This is a genomic window from Microbispora sp. CA-102843 (assembly GCF_050936215.1).
In the GTDB taxonomy this organism is placed as follows: domain Bacteria; phylum Actinomycetota; class Actinomycetes; order Streptosporangiales; family Streptosporangiaceae; genus Microbispora.
The window spans coordinates 8,041,639-8,066,046 of record NZ_JBNJNF010000001.1 but is presented as its reverse complement, the minus strand read 5'-3'; the positions used below and the strand labels follow the sequence as shown (position 1 = coordinate 8,066,046).

Here is a 24,408-nt window from a genome sequence, read left to right as displayed (position 1 = left end):
ACCGTCATGCCGGCCTCCGCGAGGAAACCCCGTCGCCGGACCCCGGGCCAGATCGCCCGCGGGGTCCGCAGACGCGCGCGCCGCCTCGCGGGCCGGCTGCGGCACGCCTGGCGGCGCTCGCTCCAGCTTCGCGTCGTCACCAGCACGCTGGTCCTGTCGATGGCCGTCGTGGTCGTCCTCGGCGTCTTCCTGATGCAGTCGATCGTCACTTCGGTGCTGCACGCCAGCGAGGTGGCCGCGGTCGAGGAGTCGCGGGCGAACATCGCCACCGCCGGCGGCTATCTCGCCCCGCCGGCCGAGGTGGGCGACGTGTCGCAGGACGGCTCGGCCCCGGGTCAGGCCGGCAACCCCGCCGACCAGGCGGCCCAGGCGCTGGCCGAGCGCTCCGGCGGGCGCTACGACGTCGTCGTCTTCAACGAGGGCTCGGTCGGCGAGGGCCGGGCGTCCGGTCAGGTCGACTGGTCGAGCATCCCGGCGTCGCTGCGCGCGAAGGTCCAGAGCAGCGAGGAGCAGTCGCTCTGGGACGAGACGGTGAAGATCCGGTACATCGGCGCGAAGCAGCCTGAGAGCGCCTGGGTGGTCGGCGCCCGGGTGAACGGGACCTACGAGATCTACCACGTCTTCCCGCTCGGCGACGAGGAGAAGACGCTGCTCACGGTCCAGCAGATGGTCTTCGGCGCGGGGGCCGCGCTCGTGCTGCTGCTCGCCGGCGTCGCCTCGCTGGTCACCCGGCAGGTGGTCACACCCGTACGGCTCGCGCGCCAGGCGGCGGAACGGCTCGCCGCTGGCCGGCTGGAGGAGCGGCTCAAGGTGCGCGGGGAGGACGACCTCGCCCGGCTGGCGACCTCGTTCAACGAGATGGCGTCCAACCTCGCCGTGAAGATCCACCAGCTGGAGGAGCTCTCCCAGGTGCAGCGGCAGTTCGTCTCCGACGTCTCCCACGAGCTGCGCACGCCGCTGACGACCGTCCGCATGGCCGCCGACCTGCTGTACGAGGGCCGCGAGGACTTCGACCCCTCCTCGGCCCGGGCCGCCGAGCTCATGCAGAACCAGCTCGAACGCTTCGAGTCGATGCTCGCCGACCTGCTGGAGATCAGCCGCTACGACGCGGGGGCGGCCACCCTCGACCTGGACCCCGTCGACATGCGCGACGTGGTCCTGCGCGCGGTGGGCGACTCCGAGACGCTCGCCGAGCGGCAGGCCACCCGGTTCGAGCTGCGCCTGCCGAACGAGCCCTGCATGGCCGAGGTGGACAGCCGCAGGGTCGAGCGCATCCTGCGCAACCTGCTCTTCAACGCCATCGAGCACGGCGAGGGCAAGGACATCGTCGTCACGCTCGGCGCCGACCGCGACGCGGTGGCCGTGGCCGTGCGCGACCATGGGGTCGGCCTCAAACCGGGCGAGGAGACGATGGTGTTCGACCGCTTCTGGCGGGCCGACCCCTCGCGCGCCCGGACCATCGGCGGCACCGGGCTCGGCCTGGCGATCTCGCGGGAGGACGCCATGCTGCACGGCGGCTGGCTCCAGGCGTGGGGCGCGCCGGGGGAGGGCAGCCAGTTCCGCCTGTCGCTGCCGCGCGTGACGGGAGCCCCGCTGCGCGGGTCGCCGCTCCCGCTCGTGCCGCCGGAGGTCGAGATGCGGCGCACGTGGCGCGGCCACGTCACACCGGTTCTGACCCCGGCCGTCGGCACCGTGCCGGAGGCGGCGCCGCGCGGGCGGGAGAACGTGGACGCGGGAGCCTTCGATGCGGAGTGAGCGGATCGGCGCCCGCCGTCTCACCGCGGCCGCGGGCGCGGCGCTCGTCCTGGTCTCCGGCGGGGCGGGGTGCGCCACCGTGCCCACGAGCGGCAGCCCCCGCGCCGCCCAGGAGGACCACGGCAAGGACACGCTCAGCCAGCCGTACGTGCGGCTCATCGCGACCGCGCCCAAGAAGGGCGCCCCGCCCGAGGACATCGTGAAGGGCTTCCAGGCCGCGATGGCGGCCTTCGACGACCGCGAGCTGAGCGTCGCCAGGGAGTACCTCACCCCGGACGCGGCCAAGCGCTGGAACCCGTGGCGGCAGACCCGGATCTACGAGGGCAAGATCGAGTCGGACCGCGCGCAGAACCTCCAGGAGGCCACGCGGACGACGGTGACGCTGAAGGGCACGGCGGTCGCCACGATCGACGCGGAGGGCAGGTCCACCCCGGCCGCCGGCAACCTCGTCGAGCCCTTCACGCTGATCAAGGTGAACGGCGAGTGGCGGATCGACGTGCCGCCCGACGCCCGCCTGCTGTCGAACGACGATCTGCAACGCGCGTACCGGAGGGTGGACCTGTACTACCCGCCGGCCACCCGGGGCACCGGGCTCGTGGCGGACCGCGTGTGGGTGCCGATCGAACCCAGCAGGGGGGTGCCGGAGACGCTGGTCCGCCGCCTGCTCGCCGGGCCGACCTCGTCCATCAGGAACGCGGTGAGCAGCGCGTTCCCGCCGGGCACCGAGCTCAACCGGATCACCGTCGAGGGCGACACGGTCGTGGTCGACTTCTCCTCGGAGCTGGAGTCGGTGCCGCCCGACCGCCTCGACGCGCTGAAGGCGCAGCTCGTGTGGACGCTCGGCGAACTGGTCACCGGCCGGACCGTCGAGATCCGCGTGAACGGCGAGTCGGGCGTGCGGTTCCGGCCCGCCGACTACGTCCGATACGACCCGAACGTGCTGACCGGCTCCCTGCAGGCGTACTACATGCAGGGCGGCAGGCTGCTGCAGTTCAAGGAGAAGGGCGACGGCACGCCGGTGCCCGGCGCGGCCGGCGAGCAGGCCGGGAAGTTCTCCCAGCCGGCCGTCTCCAACACCGACGACTTCCCGCCCCTCGTGGCCGCCCTGGTCAACGGCGACGGCGTCTACGCCGCCCCGATGACCCCGGGCAGCCAGTGGCAGCGGTGGATCGCGGGCGGGGACATGAGCCCGCCCTCCTGGGACCGATACGGCGCCGTCTGGGCGGCCGAGAGGGTGAACCCGCACGAGAGCCGGGTCTGGACGGCCGAGAACGGCCGGGCCCGCCGTGTGGACATCGACGACGACCTGTCGTACGGGCGGATCGTCGATCTGCGGGTCTCCCGCGACGGAGCCCGGATCGCCGCGATCGTCGACGACGGCCTCGGCACCTCCGTGAAGATCGGCACGATCGTCCGCAACGGCCAGCAGACGCGGATCGAGTCCATACGGGCGCTCATCGAGCCGCGCGACGCGCGGAAGATCAAGGACATCGCCTGGCAGGACGCCGCCGATCTGCTCGTGCTGTCGGAGGGCAGAAGCGGCCAGGAGCTCGCCACCTGGTCGGTGATGGAGGGCGTCGTACCCAACGACGGCCCCATCAAGCTCGACTCGAAGATCAAGTCCATCGCCGCCGTCCCCGACCACGTCCTCGCGGCGGCCGACGAGGGCCAGGTGCTCTCCTACAGCGTGGACAAGCACGCCTGGACGCCGCGCGCCGACAACGGCGCGACCACCCCCGTCTATCCGCTCGGCTGAGCGGGCCGGAGTGAACTGTCGGTGGCGGGCGGCATGCTGAGGGCGTGCCGCCCGCCCTGCTCGATCTGATCCTCCCGCCCCGCTGCGCCGGATGCGGCGCGCCGGGCGCTCCGGCCTGCCCGGCGTGTACGGCCGAGTTGCTGCGGGAGCCGGCTCCCCGGCCGCCGGACCCGCCGCCTCCGGGCCTGCCGGACTGCTGGTCGGCCACCGCCTACGACGGCGCGGCCCGCAGGATGATCCTCGCCTTCAAGGAACGCGGCCGCACGGCCCTGGTGCCGGTCCTGGCCGCCTCCGTGAGCGCCTGTGTGGCCGCGTGGGCGGCGGGCGGGGGAGCCGACCGCGAGGTGTGGCTGGTGCCGGTGCCGAGCGCCCGGGCCGCCTCCCGCCGCCGGGGGCACGAGCCCGTCCGAGCCGTCGCCGCGGCGGCGGCACGCGAACTGCGCCGGCGAGGCCGGCCCGCAGCCCTCGCGCCCCTGCTGCGGCAGAGCCGGCGCGTGGCCGACCAGGCGGGGCTGGGATCGGCGGAGCGGGCCGTCAACCTGTCCGGGGCGTTCGAGGTCGTGCCGGGCTCGGCGGCGCGGCTACGGCCCTCTCGCCGCGATCTGGAGGCCGTCGCCGTGGTCCTGGTCGACGACGTCGTCACGACGGGGACGACGCTGGCGGAGGCGGCCAGGGCGCTGCGCGCCGCGGGAGCGGAGGCGTCCGCGGCGGTGACCGTCGCCGCGACACGCCGGAGACGCCGGATTGGTGATTATCACGGACAGTAAAGACTTGGGTAAGCGCGGGGCTTGCCGCCGGGGAACGGTCCCATGCCGAGTTTTCGGCGACTTCCCTGCTCAATGCAGGTGTGGACGCCGCGCTGGCGGGGATTCCCAGAATATGACCACGAATTTTCCGACGGCGAGATGGCAACCGGGATCACGCAAAGTGATCGTTTAGCCGATCTCCTGGCTGACATTCCAGGCGGTAGCGACTAGCGTTCAGACATGGCACCCGTCCGGGTCCGTGGTTGCGCCGGGCCGACTCCCTCTCGGAGTTCGGCCTGGTTAGCCGATGCCAGCCGCAGGCGAAACGGCCCACGTAAGGCGACTCTTGGTCGACCGATCACGGTGCGGCTTAGAGGTAAGCCCTGCCCTCCCGGGGGTCCAGATGTCCCCCGTAAGAGGAGAAGGGCAGTAGTGGCGAGTGAGCTGCGAACCCCTCAGCAGGCGGATGTGGGGACGAAGACCAGGTCGGCCGGACGGGTGTCCAGGAGCGCGTGCACCACCGTCGATGTGCGAAGGGGGGCTTTGCGTGGAAATCATCGTCAAGGGACGGCACACCACTGTGGGTGACCGGTTCCGCGATCAAGTGACGTCCAAGCTGGCCAGAATCCAGAAGCTCAACAACAAGCTCATCCAAATCGACGTAGAGGTCTCGAAGGAGCCCAACCACCGCCAGAGCGGGCAGCGTGAACGGGTGGAGCTGACGATCCACTCGCGGGGCCCCGCCATCCGCGCCGAGGCCTGTGCGGACGACCGATTCTCGGCGCTGGACATCGCCATCGGCAAGCTGGAGGAGCGGCTGAGGCGGCTCGCCGACCGCCGCAAGATCCATCACGGGAAGAACTGCCCCCCTTCGATGGCGGAGCTCACCGCGGTGACGGAGGGCGAGCAGGGGGTGATCACGACCGTCCGGCAGGAGCCGGAGCCGGTCGCCGAGATCCCGGCGGAGACCGGCGGAGGGCGGGCCGAGGGTTCCGAGCCCATCGTGCCCATCGAGATGGACGGCGAAGGACCGCTGATCGTACGCGAGAAGTTCCACAAGGCCGACCCCATAACGATCGACCAGGCGCTCCTGGAAATGGAGCTCGTGGGTCACGACTTCTACCTCTTCCGCGACAAGGAAGGGGGCCAGCCGAGCGTCGTCTACCGGCGTCGCGGCTACGACTACGGAGTCCTCAGGCTCGTAGAGAGCTAGCTCTCTCGGCGCCCCGGCCCGGATATCCGGGCCGGGGCGCCGCACGATCCGGTAGGAACCGGGAGGAGAGGGACGGGCGGGCCGACGAAGATCCCTAACCACCCTGGAACCCGTGTAATGATGGCGATCCAGCGTCCTTGGCCCCCGCAAGGAGGTTCCGTGACCCGACCCGACGAGGCGGCCCGAGCAGCCGGTCGAAGCGAGCCGATCCGTGTGCTGATCGTCGACGATCACGCGCTGATCCGCCGCAGCCTGGAGCTCGCGCTGGCCGCGGAGGCGGACATCGAGGTGGTAGGCGAGGCGAGCGACGGCCAGGAGGCCGTCCAGCTCGCGGACCGGCTGATGCCGGACGTGGTCCTGATGGATGTCCGCATGCCGAGGCTGGACGGCATCGGGGCGACTCGGAAGATCAAGGAGTCGGTGCCGAGCACCCGGATCATCATGCTGACCGTCAGCGACGAGGAGGAGGACCTCTTCGAAGCGATCAAGGCGGGTGCGACCGGTTATCTGCTCAAGGACGTCCAGATCGACGAGGTGCCCGACGCCGTGCGCGGCGTCCACGAGGGCCAGTCGCTCATCAACCCCGCCATGGCCGCGAAGTTGATCAGTGAGTTCGCGAACATGAGCCGCAAGGAGGCCGAGCGGCCCCCCCAGCTCCCGGTCCCCCGCCTGACCGATCGGGAGATGGAGGTCCTGCGCCTCGTCGCGAAGGGCATGAACAACCGCGAGATCGCCAAGGACCTGTTCATCTCCGAGAACACGGTGAAGAACCACGTCCGCAACATCCTGGAGAAGCTCCAGCTCCACTCGCGCATGGAGGCCGTGGTCTACGCCGTGCGCGAGCGGCTGCTGGAGATCACCTAGGTCGTGTCTGACAAATCAAGCCCTGCTGCGCGACGGGCAGCATTTGTAAGACACTCCTGAGCGACTAGCGAGGGCCGCGGGTCACCGCGGCGCGTAGCGGGGCTTCCAGGTCCGGCGTGCCGACCCGCTCCACCCGCACGTCGGTGCAGCCGACCCAGCTCGCGGCCTCCCACAGGGCGTCGCTCATCGCCTCCGCGGCCCTGGCGCGGCCGCCGCCGGGCTCGAATCCCACCTGCCGGGCGACCAGCGTGGCGCCCTCGCGGGCCGGGTCGAACCGGCCGATGATCCGCCCGCCCGCGAGCACCGGCATCGCGAAGTAGCCGTGCACCCGCTTGTCCTTCGGGACGTACGCCTCCAGGCGGTGGTTGAGGCCGAACACGCGCTCGGCCCGCGCCCGCTCCCAGATGAGCGAGTCGAACGGCGACAGCGGCGTGGTGCGGTGCCGCCCGCGCGGCTCGCTCTCCAGCGCGGCGGGGTCCGCCCAGGCGTTCGGCCCGTCCGCGTCCGCGCCGCGCCGCGCGGGCCAGCCCGACACGCGTACGGGCACGAGGCCGGCGGCGCCGCTCAGCAGCGCCTCGTCGAGCATGGCGGCGTGCCTGCCCTTGACGCGGGTGAAGTCGACCAGGTCCGCCCTGGTCGCCACGCCGAGCGACCGCCCGGCGATCTCGGTCAGCCGGGTCACGCACTCGTCGTCGGCCAGGTCCTGCGCGAGCAGGTCCGCCGGGACCGCGCGCTCGGCGAGCTCGTAGACGCGCCGCCAGCCGACCCGGCGGGTGCAGACGACCTCACCGATGTCGAGCAGGAACTCGATGGCGATCTTGGTGTCCGACCAGTCCCACCACTCGCCCGCCTGTGTCGTGCCGGAGCCGCCCCGGTCAACTCGGGCGCCGCCGATGTCGGCCGTGGTGAGCGGGCCGTCCGAGCGCACCTGCTCCAGGACCTTGTCGACCACGGGCGGCACCTCGTGCCAGCGATAGCGCCGCTCCCGGTAGGCGCGGCGGCGGAAGGCGTACAGCGGCCACTGCTCGATGGGCAGCACGCAGGCGGCGTGGCACCAGTACTCGAAGGCACGGGCGGGGTCGTCCCAATAGGCCCGCTCGACCACGGAGCGGCCGACCGGCCCGAGGCGCGCGTACGCGACGAGCTCGTGGGAGCGGGCGAGGACGGAGATGGTGTCGAGCTGGACGGCGCCGACGCGCCGCAGCATGGTGGGGACGCCACCGCCGCGGGCGGTGGCACCGAGGAAACCCTGGGCCCGGAGGATGATCCTGCGGGCCTCGTCGGCGGTCAGGTCGGTCACAGCCAGAGATGCTAGACGCCGTGACCGACAAAACGCCTACGCCGGTTCGGGTGCGGGCCCGGGAACCCTCAGGAGCTGATGGACCGGTGCTCGAACGGCGAGTGGTGCTCCTGGACCGGAATCTGCCGGGGGGCGTCCACGATCACGTCCGAGAAGATGTCGAACGCGAGCGCGAGCAGCCCGCCGACGGCGCAGATGCCCACGCCGATCCAGACGAAGATCCAGTTCGGTCCGAGCGTCAGTGCCACACCCCCGAACGTGAAGCCGATGAGGATGGTGATGACGGCGAGCCAAGATTTGGCGCTTCCCGCGTGGCTGCCCTGGTGTCCGCTCTGTGCCATACCCCGTTTTCTACCTGATGGCAGAGGTGGTCGGAACATCGGGGGAACCTTGGGGGCGGTTTTCCCTTATGAGTTATGCGATTGTGCCGCGGCGCTCCGTCGATTGCAGGTGGGTGTGTCTGGTACGGGAACCGCCTACGATGGCTAGCGGGGAAGTATGTCTCGTCCTCACACCTCGGTGATCAACCTGGGTAGACCTGCGAGGAGCTTTACTAAAAGTGCCAGCCATTCTCGACAAGATCCTTCGCGCCGGCGAAGGCAAGACTCTGCGGAAGCTCAAGCGCATCGCCGAGCAGGTCAACTCCATCGAAGAGGACTTCAAGAGCCTGTCCGACGCCGAGCTCCGCGCGCTGACCGCCGAGTACAAGCAGCGTCACACCGAGGGCGAGTCCCTCGACGACCTGCTGCCGGAGGCGTTCGCGACCGTCCGCGAGGCCGCCCGCCGCGTGCTCGGGCAGCGCCACTTCGACGTGCAGCTCATGGGTGGCGCCAACCTGCACATGGGCAACATCTCCGAGATGCGCACCGGTGAGGGCAAGACGCTCACCTGTACGCTTCCCGCCTACCTCAACGCGATCTCCGGCAAGGGCGTCCACGTCGTCACGGTCAACGACTACCTGGCCAAGCGCGACGCCGAGACCATGGGCCGCGTCCACCGCTTCCTCGGCCTGGAGGTCGGGGTCATCCTGGCGAACATGCCGCCGGAGGAGCGCCGAAAGCAGTACAACGCCGACATCACGTACGGCACGAACAACGAGTTCGGCTTCGACTACCTCCGCGACAACATGGCGTGGTCGATGGAGGAGTGCGTCCAGCGCGGCCACAACTTCGCCATCGTGGACGAGGTCGACTCGATCCTGATCGACGAGGCCAGGACCCCGCTCATCATCTCCGGCCCGGGCGAGCAGTCGGGCAAGTGGTACCAGGAGTTCGCCAAGATCGTGCCGAGGCTGCGGCGCGGCACCGAGGGCAAGGACGGCGAGGAGAGCACCGGCGACTACGTCGTCGACGAGAAGAAGCGCACCGTCGGCATCCTCGAGGCGGGCGTGGAGAAGGTCGAGGACCTGCTCGGCATCGACAACCTCTACAAGCCCGAGCACACCCACCTCGTGCAGTTCCTCAACAACGCCCTCAAGGCCAAGGAACTGTTCAAGAAGGACAAGGACTACATCGTCGTCGACGGCGAGGTCCTGATCGTCGACGAGTTCACCGGGCGCGTCCTGCACGGCCGCCGCTACAACGAGGGCATGCACCAGGCCATCGAGGCCAAGGAAAGCGTGAAGATCAAGGACGAGAACCAGACCCTCGCCACGATCACCCTCCAGAACTACTTCCGCCTCTACGAGAAGCTCGCCGGCATGACCGGTACGGCCGCCACCGAGGCCAACGAGTTCCACCAGACGTACAAGCTGGGCGTCGTCCCGATCCCGACCAACCGGCCGATGGTCCGTAAGGACCAGGCCGACGTCGTCTACAAGAGCGAGGACGCCAAGTTCCAGGCGTGCGTCGAGGACATCAAGGAGCGCTACGAGAAGGGCCAGCCGGTCCTCGTCGGCACCACCAGCGTCGAGAAGTCCGAGAAGCTGTCGCGGATGCTCAAGCGCCAGGGCGTGACGCACGAGGTGCTGAACGCGAAGAACCACGCCCGTGAGGCCGCGATCGTCGCCGAGGCGGGCCGCAAGGGCGCGGTCACCGTGGCGACCAACATGGCCGGTCGAGGCACCGACATCATGCTCGGCGGCAACCCCGAGTTCCGCGCCGACCTGGAGCTTCAGCAGCGCGGCCTGTCGCCGTCCGAGACTCCGGAGGAGTACGAGAAGGCCTGGCCCGAGGCGCTGGAGAAGGCCAAGGAGGCCGTCAAGACCGAGCACGAGGAGGTCACCGAGCTCGGTGGGCTCTACGTGCTGGGCACCGAGCGGCACGAGTCGCGGCGTATCGACAACCAGCTCCGCGGCCGTTCCGGCCGTCAGGGCGACCCCGGCGAGTCGCGGTTCTACCTCTCGCTCGAGGACGACCTCATGCGGCTGTTCAACTCGGCCAGGGTCGAGATGATCATGACGCGGCTCAACATCCCGGACGACGTGCCGATCGAGTCGGGCATGGTGTCCAAGGCCATCGCCTCCGCGCAGCACCAGGTCGAGCAGCAGAACTTCGAGATCCGCAAGAACGTCCTGAAGTACGACGAGGTGATGAACCGCCAGCGCACGGTGATCTACGCCGAGCGTCGGCGGGTGCTGGAAGGCGCCGACCTGCACGAGCAGGTCCGCGGCTTCGTCGGCGACGTCATCGACGACTACGTCAAGGGCGCCACCGCAGAGGGCTTCGCCGAGGAATGGGACCTCGAGAAGCTGTGGAAGGCGTTCGGCCAGCTCTACCCGATCTCCTTCACCGTCGACGAGCTCATCGAGCAGGCCGGCGGCGACCGGGAGGAGCTGACGGCGGACCTCATCGCCGAGAAGGTCAAGGAGGACGCGTTCGCGGCCTACGCCCGCCGCGAGGAGCAGCTCGGCTCCGAGGCGATGCGCGAGCTGGAGCGCCGGGTCATCCTCTCGGTGCTCGACCGCAAGTGGCGCGAGCACCTCTACGAGATGGACTACCTCCAGGAGGGCATCGGCATGCGCGCCTATGCCCAGAAGGACCCGCTGATCGAGTACCAGCGCGAGGGCTACGAGATGTTCTCCGCGATGCTCGACGGCATCAAGGAGGAGTCGGCCGGCTACCTGTTCAACCTCGAGGTCGAGGTGCAGGCCAACCCGATCGTCGAGGAGAACGCCGAGGAGGACACGGCTCTCTCCGAGACCGGCTCGATCATCGCCCGGGCGCTGCGGCAGCCGTCGCGGCCGACCGAGATGGTCTACACCGCGCCGGGCGAGAGCGGCGACGTGGAGGTCAGCCGGGTGCGGTCGACTCCCGAGCAGCGCGCCGCGTACGGCGACACCGAGCGCAACGCGCCCTGCCCCTGTGGCTCGGGCAAGAAGTACAAGCGCTGCCACGGAGACCCGCGCAACCAGCAGGCGTGATCTGACCTGAGACGGACCCCGCCGGGCCATGCCCGGCGGGGTCCTTCGCGCTGTACGGCCTCCGGTCACGCGGTCTCGAACTCGGTGACCAGCCACTGCACGCCCTGCCGCTCCAGCCGTACGGCGAGCACGCGGCTGCGCGGCCCGCAGTGGACGAGCAGGCACATCTCGATCACCCCGTCGCTGGGCCGCTGCACGTGGGGAAGGCCCGTCAGGGGCGGCCGCTCGGTGTCGATCATCTTCCCGGCCCGGACCAGTTCGCGGTAGGCCCGCTCGGTGAGCCGGTCCTGGACGGTCTCCGGCGGCCTGCGGCCCGCCAGGATCTCCGCGAGCGCCTGGCCGAGCCCCCGCAGGCGGCGCTCGTCCGTGGGCGTGCCCGGACGGCGCGGGACGGGGGCCAGGGCGAGCGCGCCGTACGTGCCGGGACGCGTCACGTGGCCGCCACTGTCACGCTCGTCGTAGGGAGGATCGGCCGGGGGGACGGACGCGAGCCGTGGCAGGGGGACGGGCTTGGGCATCGGGACTCCGCTCTCGTGCGCCGTGAAGCTGACGCCTAATAGAGGTTGCGGTCATCCGCCCTGATACGGGGGACGCCAACTTTGCCGAGTCGCGAGCCTTTGTGCCGCCGTTCGTCCGGAAGATTCCTCCGGGTTGGCGCGACCGCCGCGGATTTTACGCATAGGTTGATCGGCAATTAGCGGCATCCGCAATGGCGGGAAACACAACAGGGGCGCCCGGGGTCACCGGGCGCCCCTGCTCCCTGAGAGGGGACCTGACGCGTCAGGCGCGGGCACGCGCCGTCTCGGCGCTCTCCCCGGAGTCCACGTCGGGCTCGGGTTCGCGACCGGGCGTCATGATGTTCAGCTTCTTGATGAGGAAGCTGAAGACCACGTAGTAGACGAAGAAGTAGACGACGCCGATCAACATGATCAGCCAGAAGTTGTGCGTGTTGTCCTTGGAGGCGTTCAGGCCCGCGTCGATCGCGCCGGCGGAGAACCCGAAGCCGAGCCGTCCGTCGAGGGCCGCGACCACGGCCATCGAGACGCCGGTGAGCAGGGCGTGCGCCGCGAACAGGACCGGGGCCACGAAGATGAACGCGAACTCGATCGGCTCGGTGATGCCGGTGACGAACGAGATCAGGGCCGAGGAGATCATGATGCCGCCGACGGTGGCGCGGCGGTGCGGCGGGACGGCCCGCCACATCGCGATCGCCGCGGCCGGGAGGCCGAACATCATGACCGGGAAGAAGCCCGCCATGAACGCGCCGGCGCCGTCCTGCCCCGCGAAGTAGCAGTTCAGGTCGCCCGCCGCGTGGGTCGCGCCGACGGTGCACTCCGGCACGGTGAACCAGACGATCGAGTTCACGAAGTGGTGCAGACCGAAGGGGATGAGGCCGCGGTTGACGACGCCGTAGATGCCCGCGCCGAGCGTGGAGTTGCTGGCGAGCCAGTCGCCGAAGTTGGTCAGACCCTGCCCGATCGGCGGCCAGATCAGGCCGAAGACGACGCCGAGGACGAGCCCGGCCAGCGCGGTGAGGATCGGCACGAAGCGGCGACCGCCGAAGAAGGCCAGGTAGGCCGGTAGCTTCGTCCGGTAGTACCGCTGCCACAGGATCGCCGCGACGAGGCCCATGAGGATGCCGCCGAGCACTCCGGTCGGGTTGGCCGCTGCGAGATTGAGCGCCTCCGCCGGCTTGCCGTCCGCCCCCATGAGCGTCTGGGCCACCTTCTTGTGCACCGCCGCGTCCGCGGAGGCGTCGAAGAACATCAGGTGGGTGACCCGGTCCCAGACGAGGTAGCCGACCACGGCCGCCAGGGCGGTCGAGCCGTCGGCCCGCCGGGCGAAGCCGACCGCGACGCCCACCGCGAACAGCAGCGGCAGCGCGTCGAACAGGGCGCCGCCCGCGCCGCCGATGACCTGTGCGATCTTGTCAAGTGTCGCGTTGTCCGTACGGCCGAGCAGGTCGTCCTGGCCGATCCGGAGAAGGAGCGCCGCGGCGGGCAGCGCCGCGATCGGGAGCATCAGGGAACGGCCGATGCGGGACAGCGCGGTCATCACCGCGTTCTGGTTAGAGGGTGCGGCGGGCAGGCCCGCGTCGGCGGAGGTGGAACTCATCGGTTGTTCCTCCAGGGGGGTGGGGGAGAACAGGGAGGAGTGTCAGAGTCTTCTGGCCGGGGCTCCGAGGAGCGTCCGGAGTTGGTAGCGGTCGGCGCGATAGGTGGAGACGCCGAGTTCGGCGCATACCCCGCCGGCGAAGGACCGGCGCTGCAGCAGCAGCACGGCCCCGCCCCGGGGCAGTTTGAGCAGGTCGGCGTCGCTCGGATCGGCGAGGCCGCCGTCGATGGTCAGCTCCCCGGCGTCCATCACGAGCCCGTAGCGCGACTCGAGCAGGGCGTACAGGGATCGTCCGGTCAGGTCGTAGGCATCGAGATCGGGTGCGAGCGCGACCGGGATGTGGGCGCGCTCGATGCTCAGCGGTTCCCCGTCCGCCGTGCGCAGCCGCTCGATGAAGTGGACGGCGTCTCCCGGCTGGATGCCGAGCTGCCGTGCGAGGTGGGCGCTGGCCCGGACCACTCGCCGGTCCAGGTCGCGGGAGCCCGGCTCCATGCCGCGCGCCCGCATGTCGTCGGTGAAGGAGGTGAGCTGGAGTGCCAGCTCGATCTTCGGGCGGGCCACGAACGTGCCCTTGCCCGGGACCCGGTGCAACCGGCCCTCGGACACCAGGTGGTCGACGGCCTGCCGTACCGTCATACGGGACAGGTCGAAGCGCTGGCTCAGGTCGCGTTCGGAGGGGATCGCCGCGCCGATCGGCAGCTCGTTGTTCTCGATCAGGTCGAGCAGGATTTCCCGCAGTTGGAAATACTTGGGCACCGGGCTGGCCGGATCGATCTGGGCCACTGATCCCTCCCCTCTCGCTCTGAATCGTCCGAATAAGTTAAGGTTCTTACTGGTCTAGTCCGGACTAGACCACAGCCGGGAAATGTGTGTCAATGTATGGGCCGGCGACGGATCGATAACGGACAAATCTCGCCAAGCAGAGGATGATCATCGATGACGACCAGGATGCGCGGTGAGATCGCCGAGCAGCCCGCGGCGATTCAGGCGACGCTGGACGCTCTCCTTCCGAGGGCCGGCGAAGTCGAGGCGGTCGCGCGGGACACCCGCCATCTGCTGTTCGTCGCCCGCGGGACCTCGGACAACGCGGCGGTCTACGGCCGCTACCTGATCGAGGCGCGGGCGGGCCGGATGGCGGCGATGGGCGCCCCCTCGGTCGCCACCACCTACCGCCGCAGGCTCGACCTCGACGGGGTGCTGGCCGTGGGCCTGTCCCAGTCCGGCCGTACGGAGGAGATCGTCGAGACCCTCCAGTGGGCGAAGGACTGCGGCGCGAAGACCGTCGCGATCACCAACGGCGGCGAGGAGTCGCCGCTGGCCCAGGTCGCCGACCTCGCGCTGTGCACGCTCGCCGGCGAGGAGAAGGCCGTCCCGGCCACGAAGACCTACACGACCCAGCTCGCCGCGCTGGCCGTGCTCGCGATCGGCCTCGGCGCCGACGTTGACCCCGACGACCTGCGCCGGGTGCCGGACGCGGTGGAGAAGCTGGTCTCCGACCCCGGCGACCTGGACGCCGTGGTCGAGGGCCTGGCCGACAAGCCCGGCGTCGTCGTGTCCGGCCGCGGCCTGGCGTTCTCGACCGCGCTGGAGCTGGCGCTCAAGCTCAAGGAGGCGTGCTACCTGCACGCGATGGGCCTGTCGTACGCCGACCTGCTGCACGGCCCGATCGCGGTCGTGGACGCCGAGACCCCGGCGATCCTGGTTGCCGCGGGGCAGGGCCCGACACTGGCGGGCACGGTCGCGCTGGCCGAGCGGGTCACCGGCGCGGGCGCCGCCGCCTTCGGCGTCGGAGGCGGCGAGCGGCTCGCCGCCGCCTCGACCGCCGCTCTGAACGGTCCGGACCTGCCCGAGTGGGTGGCCCCGCTGGGACTCATCGTCCCCGGGCAGTTGCTCACCGAGGCGCTCGCGCGCAGGCTCGGTATCGACCCCGATTCCCCCCGCGGTCTGAAGAAGGTCACGCAGACCGACTGAACGACAGACCGGCTGAACTACAGGAGGACCCCCATGGCTGCAGACGCCGAGGCGATCATCGCCGGGCTCGGTGGCGCCGACAACATCATCGAAGTGGAGCCGTGCATCACCCGGCTGCGCACCGAGGTGCACGACGCCTCGAAGGTGGACCAGGCCGCGCTCAAGGCGGCCGGCGCCCACGGAGTGATGGCGGCGGGCAACGTCGTCCAGGTCGTGGTGGGCCCCGAGGCCGACACCATCGCCAGCGACATCGAGGACATCATCGGCTGAACCGGGAGTTCGCCGCGGGTCCGCCGATCTCGGGCGGACCTGTGGCGACGCCTGCCCGGATCTCAGGGAAGGGCTCTTCATTGACGACTGTTCTCGCCCCGGTCGCGGGGGCGGCCATCGGCCTGGCCGCCGTGCCGGACCCGGTGTTCTCGCAGGCGATGGTCGGCCCGGGAACCGCGATCGATCCCCTCCGGCAGCCCGTCGAGGCCCTGGCCCCGATCGGCGGCACAATCGTGAAGCTGCACCCGCACGCGTACGTCGTGGTGGGGGACGACGGCAGGGGTGTGCTGGTGCATCTCGGCATCGACACCGTGCAACTCAAGGGCGAGGGCTTCCGCCTGCTCGCGGCAGAGGGGGACCACGTCAGCGCCGGGCAGCCCGTCGTGGCCTGGGACCCCGCGGCCGTCGAGGCCGGCGGACGCTCGCCGGTCTGCCCGGTGGTGGCGCTCGACGCGGTGGCGGGCTCGGTCGGCGAGGTCGCCGAGGGCGGCGTGGACGCGGGCGACCCGCTCTTCGAGTGGTCGTGATGGAGGCCGCGCTCTTCGATCTCGACGGCACCCTGGTCAACACCGAGGTCCGCAGCCGCGCCCTGTGGCGGATGTTCCTGGACGACCACGGCATCACGTACGACGAGACGCTGCTGCGGCGCGTCATGGGCCGCCGCGGGGTGGACGTCGTCCCCGAGGTGCTGCCCGGCATGGATCCCGAGGTCGTGATGGAGGAGATCCGCTCCTACTACGACCACCCGGACCTGCCCGACATCATGCCTGTCCCGGGGGCGGCGGAGCTGGTGTCCCGGGTCGCGGAGCAGGGGGCTCCGCTGGCCCTGGTCACCTCGGCTCAGCGATGGTGGGCGGTGGAACGGCTCACCGACATCGGCGTCGTGGAGGTGGTACGGACCATCGTCTCCGCCGAGGACGTGACCGTGGGCAAGCCGGATCCGTCCGGCTACCTCATGGCGGCCGACCTGCTCGCGGTGGACCCGGCCAAGTGTGTGGTGTTCGAGGACTCGCTCGCCGGGATCGCGGCGGCTCGGGCTGCGGGTATGACCTGCGTTGCGGTGGCCACCACGCATCATCCGGATGAACTGTCACACGCGGATCTGGTAATACCCGATATGTCGGGTATTGACTGGCCTTTGACGGAACTACCGGCGGTCTAGACCACCGCCGCAGGAGGAGGAAACGTGGCCGAACGCACAGTCAGCGTCGCGTCCGAGGTCGGGCTGCACGCCCGCCCGGCGGCGACGTTCGTGCAGACCGCGGCGAAGGCGCCCTTCGACGTCACCGTCGCGAAGGCGGGCGGCTCGCCGGTGAGCGCGAAGAGCATCCTGTCGGTTCTGGCGCTCGACGTACGGCAGGGGGAGTCGATCGTCATCAGCGCGGAGGGCGACGGCGCCGAAGAGCTGCTCGACGAGCTCGCCCAGATCGCCTCGGCTGCCTGACGCCAGTGGACGGGCACGAGAAGACGGGGACGACGGCGGGGGACGAGAACGGCGCGCGGTCGCTGGCCGGCACGGGGGTCAGCCCCGGCGCCGGGTACGGCCCGGCCCATGTGCTCGCGGGTGAGATCCCCGAGCCCGACAAGGAGGCGCGCCACGACGGCGACGCCGCCGCCGAACGGGCCCGCGCCGAGCGGGCGGTCGAGGAGGTGGCCGCCGACCTGGAGGCGCGCGGCGCCAGGGCGGGAGGCGAGGCCCAGGAGGTGCTCGGCGCGCAGGCGCTGATGGCCCGCGACCCGAGCCTGGCCATGGAGGTCGGCGAGCTCGTCGACCGGGGCGTGGCCGCCCCGCGCGCCGTCTTCGACGCCTTCGGCAAGTATCGGGACCTGCTCGCGGCGGCCGGCGGCTACCTGGCCGAGCGCGTCGCGGACCTCGACGACATCCGCGACCGGGTGATCGCCGTGCTCACCGGCCTGCCCATGCCCGGCGTGCCGGCCAGCGCCGCCGAGCCGTTCGTGCTCGTCGCCAAGGACCTCGCCCCGGCCGACACCGCGCTGCTGTCGAAGGACGTGGTCGCCGCGTTCGTCACCGAGCAGGGCGGGCCGACCAGCCACACGGCGATCCTCGCCCGCTCGATGGGCGTGCCCGCCGTCGTCGGCTGCGCCGGCGCGACCGCGATCCCCCCCGGCACCCCCGTGCTGGTCGACGGCGCGTCCGGGCAGGTGCTGCTCACGCCCGACCCGGCCCGCGTGGCCGAGGCGCGTGCCGCCGACGAGGCGCGGCGGGCGGTGCTGTCTGCGGCCACCGGCCCCGGCGCGACCGCCGACGGTCACCCCGTTCCCCTGCTCGCCAACATCGGCGGCCCCCGCGACCTGGAGAGCGCGCTGGCCAACGGCGCCGAGGGCGTCGGCCTCTACCGCACCGAGTTCCTCTTCCTCGACCGCGAGACCGCGCCGTCGGGAAGCGAGCAGGAGGAGGCCTACCGGGCGGTGTTCGAGGCGTTCCCGGAGGGTCGTGTGGTGGTCCGCACGCTCGACTCCGGCGCCGACAAGCCGCTGGCGTTCCTGCCGCCGCCGGAGGAGGAGCCCAACCCGGCGCTCGGAGAGCGCGGCCTGCGCATGTTCCGCCGATATCCGGAGATCATGACCGCCCAGCTGGGCGCGCTGGCCGGGGCCGCCGCGGGAGTCTCGGCCAAGGTCCAGGTCATGGCGCCGATGGTGGCCACCGTCGAGGAGGCCGAGTGGTTCGCCGAGGCCTGCCGTACGGCGGGGCTCGACGGCGCGGGCATCATGATCGAGGTGCCGTCGGCGGCGCTGCGGGCGGCGGACCTCATCCGGGCCGTCGACTTCTTCTCGATCGGGACCAACGACCTCACGCAGTACGCGCTCGCGGCCGACCGCCAGGTCAGCGCCGTCGCTGGACTGCAGGACCCGTGGCACCCGGCCGTGCTCGACCTGATCGCGATGGCGGCCTCGGCCGCCTCCGCGGCGGGCAAGGGCTGCGGGGTCTGCGGCGAGGCCGCGGCCGATCCGGTGCTCGCCTGCGTGCTCGTCGGCATGGGGGTCACCTCGCTGTCCATGGGCGCCCCCGCGCTGCCCTGGGTGCGCGCCGCCCTGTCGCGGCACACGCTCGCGCAGTGCCGCGCGGCCGCCGCCGCGGCGTGCTCGGCCACCTCGGCACATGCCGCCAAGGCCGCCGCCCGCGTGGAACTGCCGGGCCTGGACGCACTCGCGCTCTGACCGTCCGTGACCGGGTTCGGGGCTCGGTCACGGCCAGGCGCGGCTACGGTAAAGAACGTGCCACGAATCAGACACGGTGCCGTCATGCTCGCCGCCCTCCTCGTGACCGGATGCTCGTCCGGCATCGGCGCCGCGAGCCAGGCGCCCTCGCCGCGCGCGTCCGCGCCGGTGTCTCCGGTGGCGTCCCCGTCGCGCTCCCTGGCGCCGTCTCTGTCGTCGTCTCTGCCGCCGTCGGCCCGGCCCTCCGGCAGTCAGGCCGAGCGGACGCTCGCCGAGATGAGCCTGCGGGACAAGGTCGCGCAGCTCTTCACCGTCGTGGTGTGGGGCGAGAAGGCCGGGGCGGCGAGCAACGAGAACGAGGCGCGGTACGGCGTGGCGACGCCGGCGCAGGTGGTGGAGAAGTTCCGCCCCGGCGGGGTGATCCTGTTCGACTGGGCGGGCAACGTCTCCGGCGCGAGCCAGGTGGCCGCGCTCACCAGCGGCCTGCGCGAGGCGGCGGTCAGGTCCGGCGGGGCGCCGCTCATGATCGGGGTGGACCAGGAGAACGGGCTCGTCTCCCGGCTCAAGTCTCTCGTCACCAAGTTTCCCGGCGCGTCGGAGATCGGCGAGACCGGCAAGACGGCGAACGCGCGCGACGTCGCCAGGGCGACCGGTGAGGAGCTGCGCGACCTCGGCATCTCGCTCGACTTCGCGCCGGTCGCCGACGTCAACATCAACCCCCGCAACCCCGTGATCGGCCCCCGCGCGTACGGCTCCGACCCGGGGAAGGTGGCCGCGATGGTCGGGGCGGCCGTCGACGGCTTCCACGCGGCGGGCGTGGCCTCCGTCGCCAAGCACTTCCCCGGCCACGGGGACACCTCGGTCGACAGCCACACGGGCCTGCCGGTCATCACGCACTCGAAGACGCAGTGGCGGAAGCTGGACGCGCCGCCGTTCCGCGAGGCGATCGCGCACGGCGTGGACGCGATCATGTCGGCACACGTGGTGATGCCGAAGCTCGACCCCTCGGGCGACCCCGCGACGCTGTCCCACCGCATCCTCACCGGTCTGCTGCGCGAGGAACTCGGCTTCGACGGCGTGATCAGCACCGACGCGCTCGACATGGCCGGGGTGCGGAAGAAGTACGGCGACGCCGAGGTCGTCGTGCGGGCCGTGCTCGCCGGGGCCGACATGCTCCTCATGCCGCCGAACCTGCCCAAGGCGTACGACGCCGTCCTCGACGCGGTGAAGTCGGGGCGGATCTCCGAACGCAGGATCGACGAGTCGGTGTTGCGGATCCTGCGGCTGAAGGAGAAGCGCGGCGTCTTCGGCCCGATCCGCACCGACCCCGGCGCGCTGAAGTCCGCCGCGCACCGCAAGGTGGCCGATCGGGTCTTCGCCGCCGTCAGGTGACGCCGGGCTCGTCTTCTGCGGGCGCGTCTTCTTCGGGCTCGTCCACCTGGGTGTAGTCGAAGTACACCGTTATCGACGGCCAGTTGGTCCCTTCGTCGGTGATCTCGTTGTGCATGATCAGGTCGTACACCTCGACCTGGCCCAGTTCCTCGATCGTGGTCGCGACCCGGCGGAGCAGCGCCGGCACGCTGTCCTGCCCAATCCCTTCCGGATTGTTCTGGGTGAAGTGATGCATTTGATTGGTGATTGGCTTTGTCACGAAAGTCCCTACCAGAAACGCTTCTTCTTCTTGCCCTGGGTGTCCTGATTCTGCTGGCCCTGCTGCTGGTTCGCGCTGCCCTGGTTGGATTGGTTGGACTGGGTGCCGCGCTTCTGGGCGTTGCGGTCGCCGTCGAGCTTCTCGCTCGTCTTCGCCTTCTGCTCGGCCGCTCTGGCGGCCTTCCTGTCGTACGGCTGACCGGCCTTCTTCGCGTCCAGCGCGGCCTGCTCGGCGGAGGACAGCTGGGGGCCGGTCTGCTTCGAATAGGGCTTGCGGCTCCTGCCCATGTCCAGCTTGACGCCCCCACGGGGCCCCGTCTCACCTGCCGTCCGCAGGGGCGTGCCCCTCAGGGGAACGTGGGGGCCGCCCGCCCCCGCCAGGGACGGGCCGCCGCCTCCGAAGGGGCCGCGGGTGTTCTTCAGAATGCGTTCCAGCGGTTCGGTGATGTGCCGCGTGACGGCCGGGGCCAGAACCCGGGCACCGCCCTCCTCGGCCTCCCGGAGGATCTTCCGCATGGCGTACCGGGTGGCGAGAAGCCCGGCCGTGGCCGAGGCCGCGGCGAACGGACCGCCCGCGACGAGGACCGAGGCCAGCCTGGTCGCGCCCGCGACGGCCTGCGTGATGACGGCCACCTTCGTGGCGGTCACCGCGCTGGCCGTGCCTTCGAGCACCGCCGGCGCGTACGTGGCGGCCCCGACGGCCGTACGGAGGTGTTCTGTGGTGCCGGTCCTGTTCCAGTTGTTCCGCATCGCGTCGGCGGACACGCCCTGATACACGCCCGGCAGCCGCCTGACCTCGTCCTCCGCGCCGCTCCCCCCGGAGGCGGCACCGGCCTGAACGACCTGCCACGGACGGATGTCCGCGCGGATGTCGGCCTCGTCGATCTTCGGGAAGTTGACCAGGCTCGCGATCGGCTGTGCCCAGTCAGGCGGCATCAGACCCATGCCACCTCCTCGCCTTCGGCTCGGAGCGGCATGCGCCGGGCACTGCGCTGACTGATTCGCTCGCTCATGCGAGGCCCGGTTCGTCGTGCGCCCGCGCGATCTGGCGCCCCGCGTCGACCTCGGCGTCCGACACCCGCCGGCTCGCGACCGCGAGCGCGTCTCCCGTGCCGCCCACCGTCCCTCCGAGGTGCCCGTACGCCTCGACGGCCGTCAGTGCGGAGCGGTTGTACGCGGCCACGAAGGCGCCGAACAGGCCGTCGTCGCCCCACGAGGAGGCGCCCGCCCGCTCGCGCAGATACCGCAGGGCGGTCACGAACTCGTCGCCGTGCTCTCCCAGGCGAGAGGAGGCCCTGCCCACCTCACTGTGTTCGATGCCAAGTTCCCCGTGCATGCGCGGCACGTTAGCATGACCGGCGAATTACGGACGGGTGAATTGCACAGTAAACGCCTTTTGTCCTTTTTGTGGAGGAACACTTGTCTCTGTCGTTTCCGGGTGGCAGCGACCTGGAGCTGCTGGAGCAGATGATTCGCCAGGCCGAGGACGTCATGCGCGGCCTCGCGGACGTCCAGGCCGAGATCCGGCGGGTCACCGGCGAAGGGGAGGGCGCCGACGGCCTGGTGAGGGCCAGGGCCGACGGCCGTGGAGGCGTCACCGCGATCACATTGGATCCGCGGGTCATGCGGCTCGACGCGGCCGTTCTGAGTGCGGAGGTGACGAAGGCGATCCGGGCCGCCCAGGACGCCGCGAAGGAGAGGACGGACAAGCTCGTGGCCGCCGCCCAGACCCGGGCGACCGGGCTGGCCGCCCCGCTGGACGAGACGTTCGTGCGTTATCGGTTCGACCAGCTCGCCCAGGAGCTGGACGCGGGAGCCGACGGCTTCGGCTCGCACTCCGCCAACCGACACTCCGCCGACCGACACTCCGCCGACCGACACTCCGCGGACCGGGACGACCTGGAGCAGGACGCGGAGCGGGCCGCGCAGATCGAGGCATGGCTGGAGGACGGGCAGCGCGAGATCGAGGCCGTCACCGGCCGCGGCCGGGCGGCGGATGGCCGGATCGAGGCCGTCACGACGGTGTACGGCCAGGTGCGGGAGGTCGTCATCGAGCCTCGTGCCATGCGCCTGCCCAGCCGGACGCTGGCCGAGGAACTCCTGCTGGCCCTGAGCCGGGCGCAGCAGGACGCGGAACGGCAGAGCCGCCAGTTGGTGAGTGACGCGCTGCGGGAGATGGCGCCCGGCGAGTCGTTCGGCCCGGACGCCGTCGACGAGTGGTTCGGCGGGTTGCTCAAGCCGTTCGAGCGGCCGGACTGATCACCCCTGACCGGTGCCGGAGTCTAGGACCGCGGACGGCCTATATTTGGAGGCACGTCGGGTGGGAGGCGCGGTGCTCAAGGGTGTGCTGATCGACTGGGGCGGGGTTCTGACCACGAGCCTGGCCGAGTCCGTCGCGGAGTGGATCGAGGCGGACCGGATCGACCCCCGGCACTACCGCGACGTGATGCGCGCGCTGGTCGCGCAGGCGTACCGGGCGGGTGCCGAGCCCGGCGCGGAGAACCCGATCCACGCGCTCGAACGGGGCGAGATTCCGGTCCTGGAGTTCGAGCGCGCCCTGGCGGCCCGCCTGGTGACCCTGGACGGCGGCCCGCCGGAGGCCGACGGCCTGCTGGCCCGGATGTTCGCCGGCTTCCGGCCGGTGGAGGAGATGAACGAGATGCTCCGCCTGGCCCGCACGGCGGGGCTCGGCACCTGCCTGGTGTCCAACTCCTGGGGCGACCACTACTCGCGTGAGGGCTGGGAGGTCCTCTTCGACGCGGTCGTCATCTCGGGCGAGGTCGGCATGCGCAAGCCCGAGGAACGGATCTTCCGGCACGCGCTCGGCCTGCTGGGGATGGAGCCGGGACAGTGCGTGTTCGTCGACGACATCGAGGCGAACATCCTGGCGGCCCGCGCGATCGGCCTGGTCGGCGTCCACCACAGCGATCCCGCGGAGACCATCGCCGAGATGGAGCGCCTGTTCGGCCTGTCCTTCCGCGAGCCCGGCGCCGCAGCCCGTCTGTAGCTTCAATCAGAGACCGAGTCGAGGAACGCATGCGCGTCTATCTGCCGTCCACGATTTCCGCGCTGGCGCGCGTCGTCGCCGCCGGGGAGCTGGGCCCGGCCCCGTTGACCGGCTTCGCGGTCACCCCCGCGTTGATCGAGTGGTACGTCTCGGGCGACACCGAGGAGCTGGAGTACGTCGCGCTGACCGAGGCCGCCCGGGCCTCCCTGCGCATGCTGGCCGCCGACCGCAAGGACGGCGTCGAGGTTGCCGCCCGGCGGGTGGTGATCGCGGCCGAGGTGCCCGACGAGATCGTGAAGGCCGGCGCCGATCTGGAGGAGCGCGCCCGCGTGCGGGTGCTGGAGCCGATCCCGATGCGGCTGGTCGCCGCGGTCCACGTGGACGACGCCGACGCCGCACCGGACGTGGAGGCGGCGATCACGGCGCTGCCCGCGGCCGACGGCGGGGACGACGACGCGCGGTTCGTCGTGGACGGCGCCGAGGACCACGAACTGCTGTGGTACGCCACACAGGAGATCCCGGATCTGCTCACCTGACCCGCGGAGTTCATGGTGTTGTCACGCCCGGCGTCTAAGCTGGAGGCGAGATGACACACATTGTTTGGGACTGGAACGGGACACTCTTCCACGACATCGACGCCGTCGTCGGCGCGACCAACGAGCTCTTCCAGCCGTACGGCCTGGGGCCGTACGACGCGGAGGGCTTCCGCGAGGTGTACACCCGCCCCATCTGGGTGGCGTACGAGCGGATGCTCGGCCGGCCGCTCGGGGAGGGCGAGTGGGAACTGCTCGACGCGGGCTTCCACGATCACTACCACCGGCTGATGGAGGCCTGCAGCCTCGCCGAGGGGGCGCTGTCGAGCCTGCGCGCCTGGGGGGACTCGGGCCGCACGCAGTCGCTGCTGTCCATGTGGGGCCACGAACGGCTGGTCCGCAAGACCGGCGAGTTCGGCATCGACGGCCACTTCACCCGGATCGACGGCTCGCGCTCGGCGACCGGCGGCCACAAGGCCGAGCACATGGTGGAGCACCTGAGCGCGCTCGGCCTCGACTCGGCGAAGGTCGTCGTCATCGGCGACAGCGTGGACGACGCCCACGCGGCCCAGCACGTCGGCGCCCGCGCCATCCTCTACACCGGCGGCATGACCAGGCGGTCGGAGCTCGAGGGCGTCGGGGTCCCGGTGGTGGACTCGCTGGCCAACGCCCTCGACCTCGTCTGAC

25 protein-coding genes are annotated in these 24,408 nt (G+C 71.0%); 17 read left to right on the top strand and 8 right to left on the bottom strand.

Translation table 11 applies throughout. From position 1 onward, the window contains the following. Window positions 1–6 precede the first annotated feature (6 nt). The 5 genes from mtrB to ACQEVJ_RS37220 all read left to right on the top strand — a co-directional run bounded on the left by mtrB (window position 7) and on the right by ACQEVJ_RS37220 (window position 6,334). Window positions 7–1,755, top strand: a complete 1,749-nt coding sequence (gene mtrB, locus ACQEVJ_RS37240) for an MtrAB system histidine kinase MtrB (RefSeq protein WP_433109366.1) — start codon at window positions 7–9, stop codon at window positions 1,753–1,755. After that, window positions 1,745–3,511: an LpqB family beta-propeller domain-containing protein gene (locus ACQEVJ_RS37235; protein WP_433109365.1), complete on the top strand. Its 1,767-nt coding sequence runs from the start codon at window positions 1,745–1,747 to the stop codon at window positions 3,509–3,511. Before mtrB ends, ACQEVJ_RS37235 begins: the two co-directional genes overlap by 11 nt. Window positions 3,512–3,555: 44 nt before the next feature. Next, window positions 3,556–4,278: a ComF family protein gene (locus ACQEVJ_RS37230; protein WP_433109364.1), complete on the top strand. Its 723-nt coding sequence runs from the start codon at window positions 3,556–3,558 to the stop codon at window positions 4,276–4,278. Between the two features lie 526 nt (window positions 4,279–4,804). Continuing rightward, window positions 4,805–5,470, top strand: a complete 666-nt coding sequence (hpf, locus tag ACQEVJ_RS37225) for a ribosome hibernation-promoting factor, HPF/YfiA family (RefSeq protein ID WP_433109363.1) — start codon at window positions 4,805–4,807, stop codon at window positions 5,468–5,470. A 159-nt stretch (window positions 5,471–5,629) separates the two neighbouring features. Beyond that, window positions 5,630–6,334, top strand: coding sequence for a response regulator (locus tag ACQEVJ_RS37220; RefSeq protein WP_433109362.1), 705 nt, complete (start codon window positions 5,630–5,632; stop codon window positions 6,332–6,334). 64 nt (window positions 6,335–6,398) lie between these two features. On the opposite strand, the gene ACQEVJ_RS37215 is transcribed toward ACQEVJ_RS37220, so the two are convergent. Both ACQEVJ_RS37215 and ACQEVJ_RS37210 read right to left on the bottom strand, forming a co-directional pair. Then, window positions 6,399–7,634: a winged helix-turn-helix domain-containing protein gene (locus ACQEVJ_RS37215; protein WP_433109361.1), complete on the bottom strand. Its 1,236-nt coding sequence runs from the start codon at window positions 7,632–7,634 to the stop codon at window positions 6,399–6,401. Window positions 7,635–7,702: 68 nt separating this feature from the next. Beyond that, window positions 7,703–7,975, bottom strand: a complete 273-nt coding sequence (locus tag ACQEVJ_RS37210) for an HGxxPAAW family protein (RefSeq protein WP_433109360.1) — start codon at window positions 7,973–7,975, stop codon at window positions 7,703–7,705. Between the two features lie 218 nt (window positions 7,976–8,193). Between ACQEVJ_RS37210 and secA the strand changes: the two genes are divergently transcribed. Beyond that, a complete protein-coding gene (gene secA / locus ACQEVJ_RS37205) occupies window positions 8,194–10,995 on the top strand; it encodes a preprotein translocase subunit SecA (RefSeq protein WP_433109359.1) in 2,802 nt (933 codons plus the stop codon). Window positions 10,996–11,060: 65 nt separating this feature from the next. Here the strand turns inward: secA and ACQEVJ_RS37200 are convergent, their stop codons facing one another. The 3 genes from ACQEVJ_RS37200 to ACQEVJ_RS37190 form a co-directional block, all read right to left on the bottom strand. Continuing rightward, on the bottom strand, window positions 11,061–11,513 hold the full coding sequence (locus ACQEVJ_RS37200; protein ID WP_433109358.1) for an Rv3235 family protein: 453 nt from the start codon (window positions 11,511–11,513) through the stop codon (window positions 11,061–11,063). A 262-nt stretch (window positions 11,514–11,775) separates the two neighbouring features. Then, window positions 11,776–13,110, bottom strand: a complete 1,335-nt coding sequence (locus ACQEVJ_RS37195; RefSeq protein ID WP_433109357.1) for a PTS transporter subunit EIIC — start codon at window positions 13,108–13,110, stop codon at window positions 11,776–11,778. Between the two features lie 42 nt (window positions 13,111–13,152). Further along, complete coding sequence (locus tag ACQEVJ_RS37190; RefSeq protein ID WP_193202539.1) at window positions 13,153–13,893, bottom strand: GntR family transcriptional regulator; 741 nt, start codon at window positions 13,891–13,893, stop codon at window positions 13,153–13,155. 153 nt (window positions 13,894–14,046) lie between these two features. Between ACQEVJ_RS37190 and ACQEVJ_RS37185 the strand changes: the two genes are divergently transcribed. The 7 genes from ACQEVJ_RS37185 (at window position 14,047) to ACQEVJ_RS37155 (ending at window position 19,923) form a co-directional block, all read left to right on the top strand. Next, window positions 14,047–15,081: an SIS domain-containing protein gene (locus ACQEVJ_RS37185; protein WP_433109355.1), complete on the top strand. Its 1,035-nt coding sequence runs from the start codon at window positions 14,047–14,049 to the stop codon at window positions 15,079–15,081. Window positions 15,082–15,114: 33 nt separating this feature from the next. After that, window positions 15,115–15,351 (top strand): glucose PTS transporter subunit EIIB, encoded by a 237-nt coding sequence (locus tag ACQEVJ_RS37180; protein WP_030509331.1) that lies wholly within the window; start codon window positions 15,115–15,117, stop codon window positions 15,349–15,351. Window positions 15,352–15,431: 80 nt separating this feature from the next. After that, the gene (locus ACQEVJ_RS37175) at window positions 15,432–15,878 is read left to right on the top strand and encodes a PTS sugar transporter subunit IIA (RefSeq protein ID WP_433109354.1); all 447 of its coding nucleotides are present in this window, start codon (window positions 15,432–15,434) and stop codon (window positions 15,876–15,878) included. After that, on the top strand, window positions 15,878–16,513 hold the full coding sequence (locus ACQEVJ_RS37170) for an HAD family hydrolase (RefSeq protein ID WP_433109353.1): 636 nt from the start codon (window positions 15,878–15,880) through the stop codon (window positions 16,511–16,513). The genes ACQEVJ_RS37175 and ACQEVJ_RS37170 overlap by 1 nt, the downstream gene beginning before the upstream one ends. Window positions 16,514–16,537: 24 nt before the next feature. After that, window positions 16,538–16,795, top strand: a complete 258-nt coding sequence (locus tag ACQEVJ_RS37165) for an HPr family phosphocarrier protein (protein WP_433109352.1) — start codon at window positions 16,538–16,540, stop codon at window positions 16,793–16,795. A 5-nt stretch (window positions 16,796–16,800) separates the two neighbouring features. Continuing rightward, window positions 16,801–18,531, top strand: coding sequence for a phosphoenolpyruvate--protein phosphotransferase (ptsP, locus tag ACQEVJ_RS37160; RefSeq protein WP_433109351.1), 1,731 nt, complete (start codon window positions 16,801–16,803; stop codon window positions 18,529–18,531). 57 nt (window positions 18,532–18,588) lie between these two features. Beyond that, a complete protein-coding gene (locus tag ACQEVJ_RS37155) occupies window positions 18,589–19,923 on the top strand; it encodes a glycoside hydrolase family 3 protein (RefSeq protein ID WP_433109350.1) in 1,335 nt (444 codons plus the stop codon). Here the strand turns inward: ACQEVJ_RS37155 and ACQEVJ_RS37150 are convergent. The 3 genes from ACQEVJ_RS37150 to ACQEVJ_RS37140 form a co-directional block, all read right to left on the bottom strand. Further along, a complete protein-coding gene (locus ACQEVJ_RS37150; RefSeq protein ID WP_433109349.1) occupies window positions 19,916–20,110 on the bottom strand; it encodes a hypothetical protein in 195 nt (64 codons plus the stop codon). The two genes, ACQEVJ_RS37155 and ACQEVJ_RS37150, sit on opposite strands and share 8 nt — an antisense overlap. Window positions 20,111–20,190: 80 nt before the next feature. Further along, complete coding sequence (locus ACQEVJ_RS37145; protein WP_433109348.1) at window positions 20,191–21,126, bottom strand: hypothetical protein; 936 nt, start codon at window positions 21,124–21,126, stop codon at window positions 20,191–20,193. Window positions 21,127–21,190: 64 nt separating this feature from the next. Then, entirely contained in the window at window positions 21,191–21,517 is a 327-nt protein-coding gene (locus ACQEVJ_RS37140) for a hypothetical protein (protein WP_433109347.1), read from the bottom strand. Between the two features lie 83 nt (window positions 21,518–21,600). Here ACQEVJ_RS37140 and ACQEVJ_RS37135 point away from each other — a divergent pair, with 83 nt between their 5' ends. The 4 genes from ACQEVJ_RS37135 (at window position 21,601) to ACQEVJ_RS37120 (ending at window position 24,407) form a co-directional block, all read left to right on the top strand. Then, window positions 21,601–22,440: a YbaB/EbfC family nucleoid-associated protein gene (locus ACQEVJ_RS37135; protein WP_433109346.1), complete on the top strand. Its 840-nt coding sequence runs from the start codon at window positions 21,601–21,603 to the stop codon at window positions 22,438–22,440. A 73-nt stretch (window positions 22,441–22,513) separates the two neighbouring features. Beyond that, window positions 22,514–23,188 (top strand): HAD family hydrolase, encoded by a 675-nt coding sequence (locus tag ACQEVJ_RS37130; RefSeq protein WP_433109345.1) that lies wholly within the window; start codon window positions 22,514–22,516, stop codon window positions 23,186–23,188. 29 nt (window positions 23,189–23,217) lie between these two features. Then, on the top strand, window positions 23,218–23,724 hold the full coding sequence (locus ACQEVJ_RS37125) for a DUF6912 family protein (RefSeq protein WP_433109344.1): 507 nt from the start codon (window positions 23,218–23,220) through the stop codon (window positions 23,722–23,724). 50 nt (window positions 23,725–23,774) lie between these two features. After that, entirely contained in the window at window positions 23,775–24,407 is a 633-nt protein-coding gene (locus ACQEVJ_RS37120; RefSeq protein WP_433109343.1) for an HAD family hydrolase, read from the top strand. Window position 24,408 lies beyond the last annotated feature (1 nt).

Coding starts and splice junctions, on each gene's coding strand:
- ACQEVJ_RS37210 (WP_433109360.1), bottom strand. CDS start 7,975: ATGGCACAGAGCGGACACCAGGGCAGCCACGCGGGAAGCGCCAAATCT.
- ACQEVJ_RS37170 (WP_433109353.1), top strand. CDS start 15,878: ATGGAGGCCGCGCTCTTCGATCTCGACGGCACCCTGGTCAACACCGAG.
- ACQEVJ_RS37195 (WP_433109357.1), bottom strand. CDS start 13,110: ATGAGTTCCACCTCCGCCGACGCGGGCCTGCCCGCCGCACCCTCTAAC.
- ACQEVJ_RS37120 (WP_433109343.1), top strand. CDS start 23,775: ATGACACACATTGTTTGGGACTGGAACGGGACACTCTTCCACGACATC.
- ACQEVJ_RS37200 (WP_433109358.1), bottom strand. CDS start 11,513: ATGCCCAAGCCCGTCCCCCTGCCACGGCTCGCGTCCGTCCCCCCGGCC.
- ACQEVJ_RS37180 (WP_030509331.1), top strand. CDS start 15,115: ATGGCTGCAGACGCCGAGGCGATCATCGCCGGGCTCGGTGGCGCCGAC.
- ACQEVJ_RS37235 (WP_433109365.1), top strand. CDS start 1,745: ATGCGGAGTGAGCGGATCGGCGCCCGCCGTCTCACCGCGGCCGCGGGC.
- mtrB (WP_433109366.1), top strand. CDS start 7: ATGCCGGCCTCCGCGAGGAAACCCCGTCGCCGGACCCCGGGCCAGATC.
- ACQEVJ_RS37145 (WP_433109348.1), bottom strand. CDS start 21,126: ATGGGTCTGATGCCGCCTGACTGGGCACAGCCGATCGCGAGCCTGGTC.
- ACQEVJ_RS37185 (WP_433109355.1), top strand. CDS start 14,047: ATGACGACCAGGATGCGCGGTGAGATCGCCGAGCAGCCCGCGGCGATT.
- ACQEVJ_RS37125 (WP_433109344.1), top strand. CDS start 23,218: ATGCGCGTCTATCTGCCGTCCACGATTTCCGCGCTGGCGCGCGTCGTC.
- ACQEVJ_RS37140 (WP_433109347.1), bottom strand. CDS start 21,517: ATGCACGGGGAACTTGGCATCGAACACAGTGAGGTGGGCAGGGCCTCC.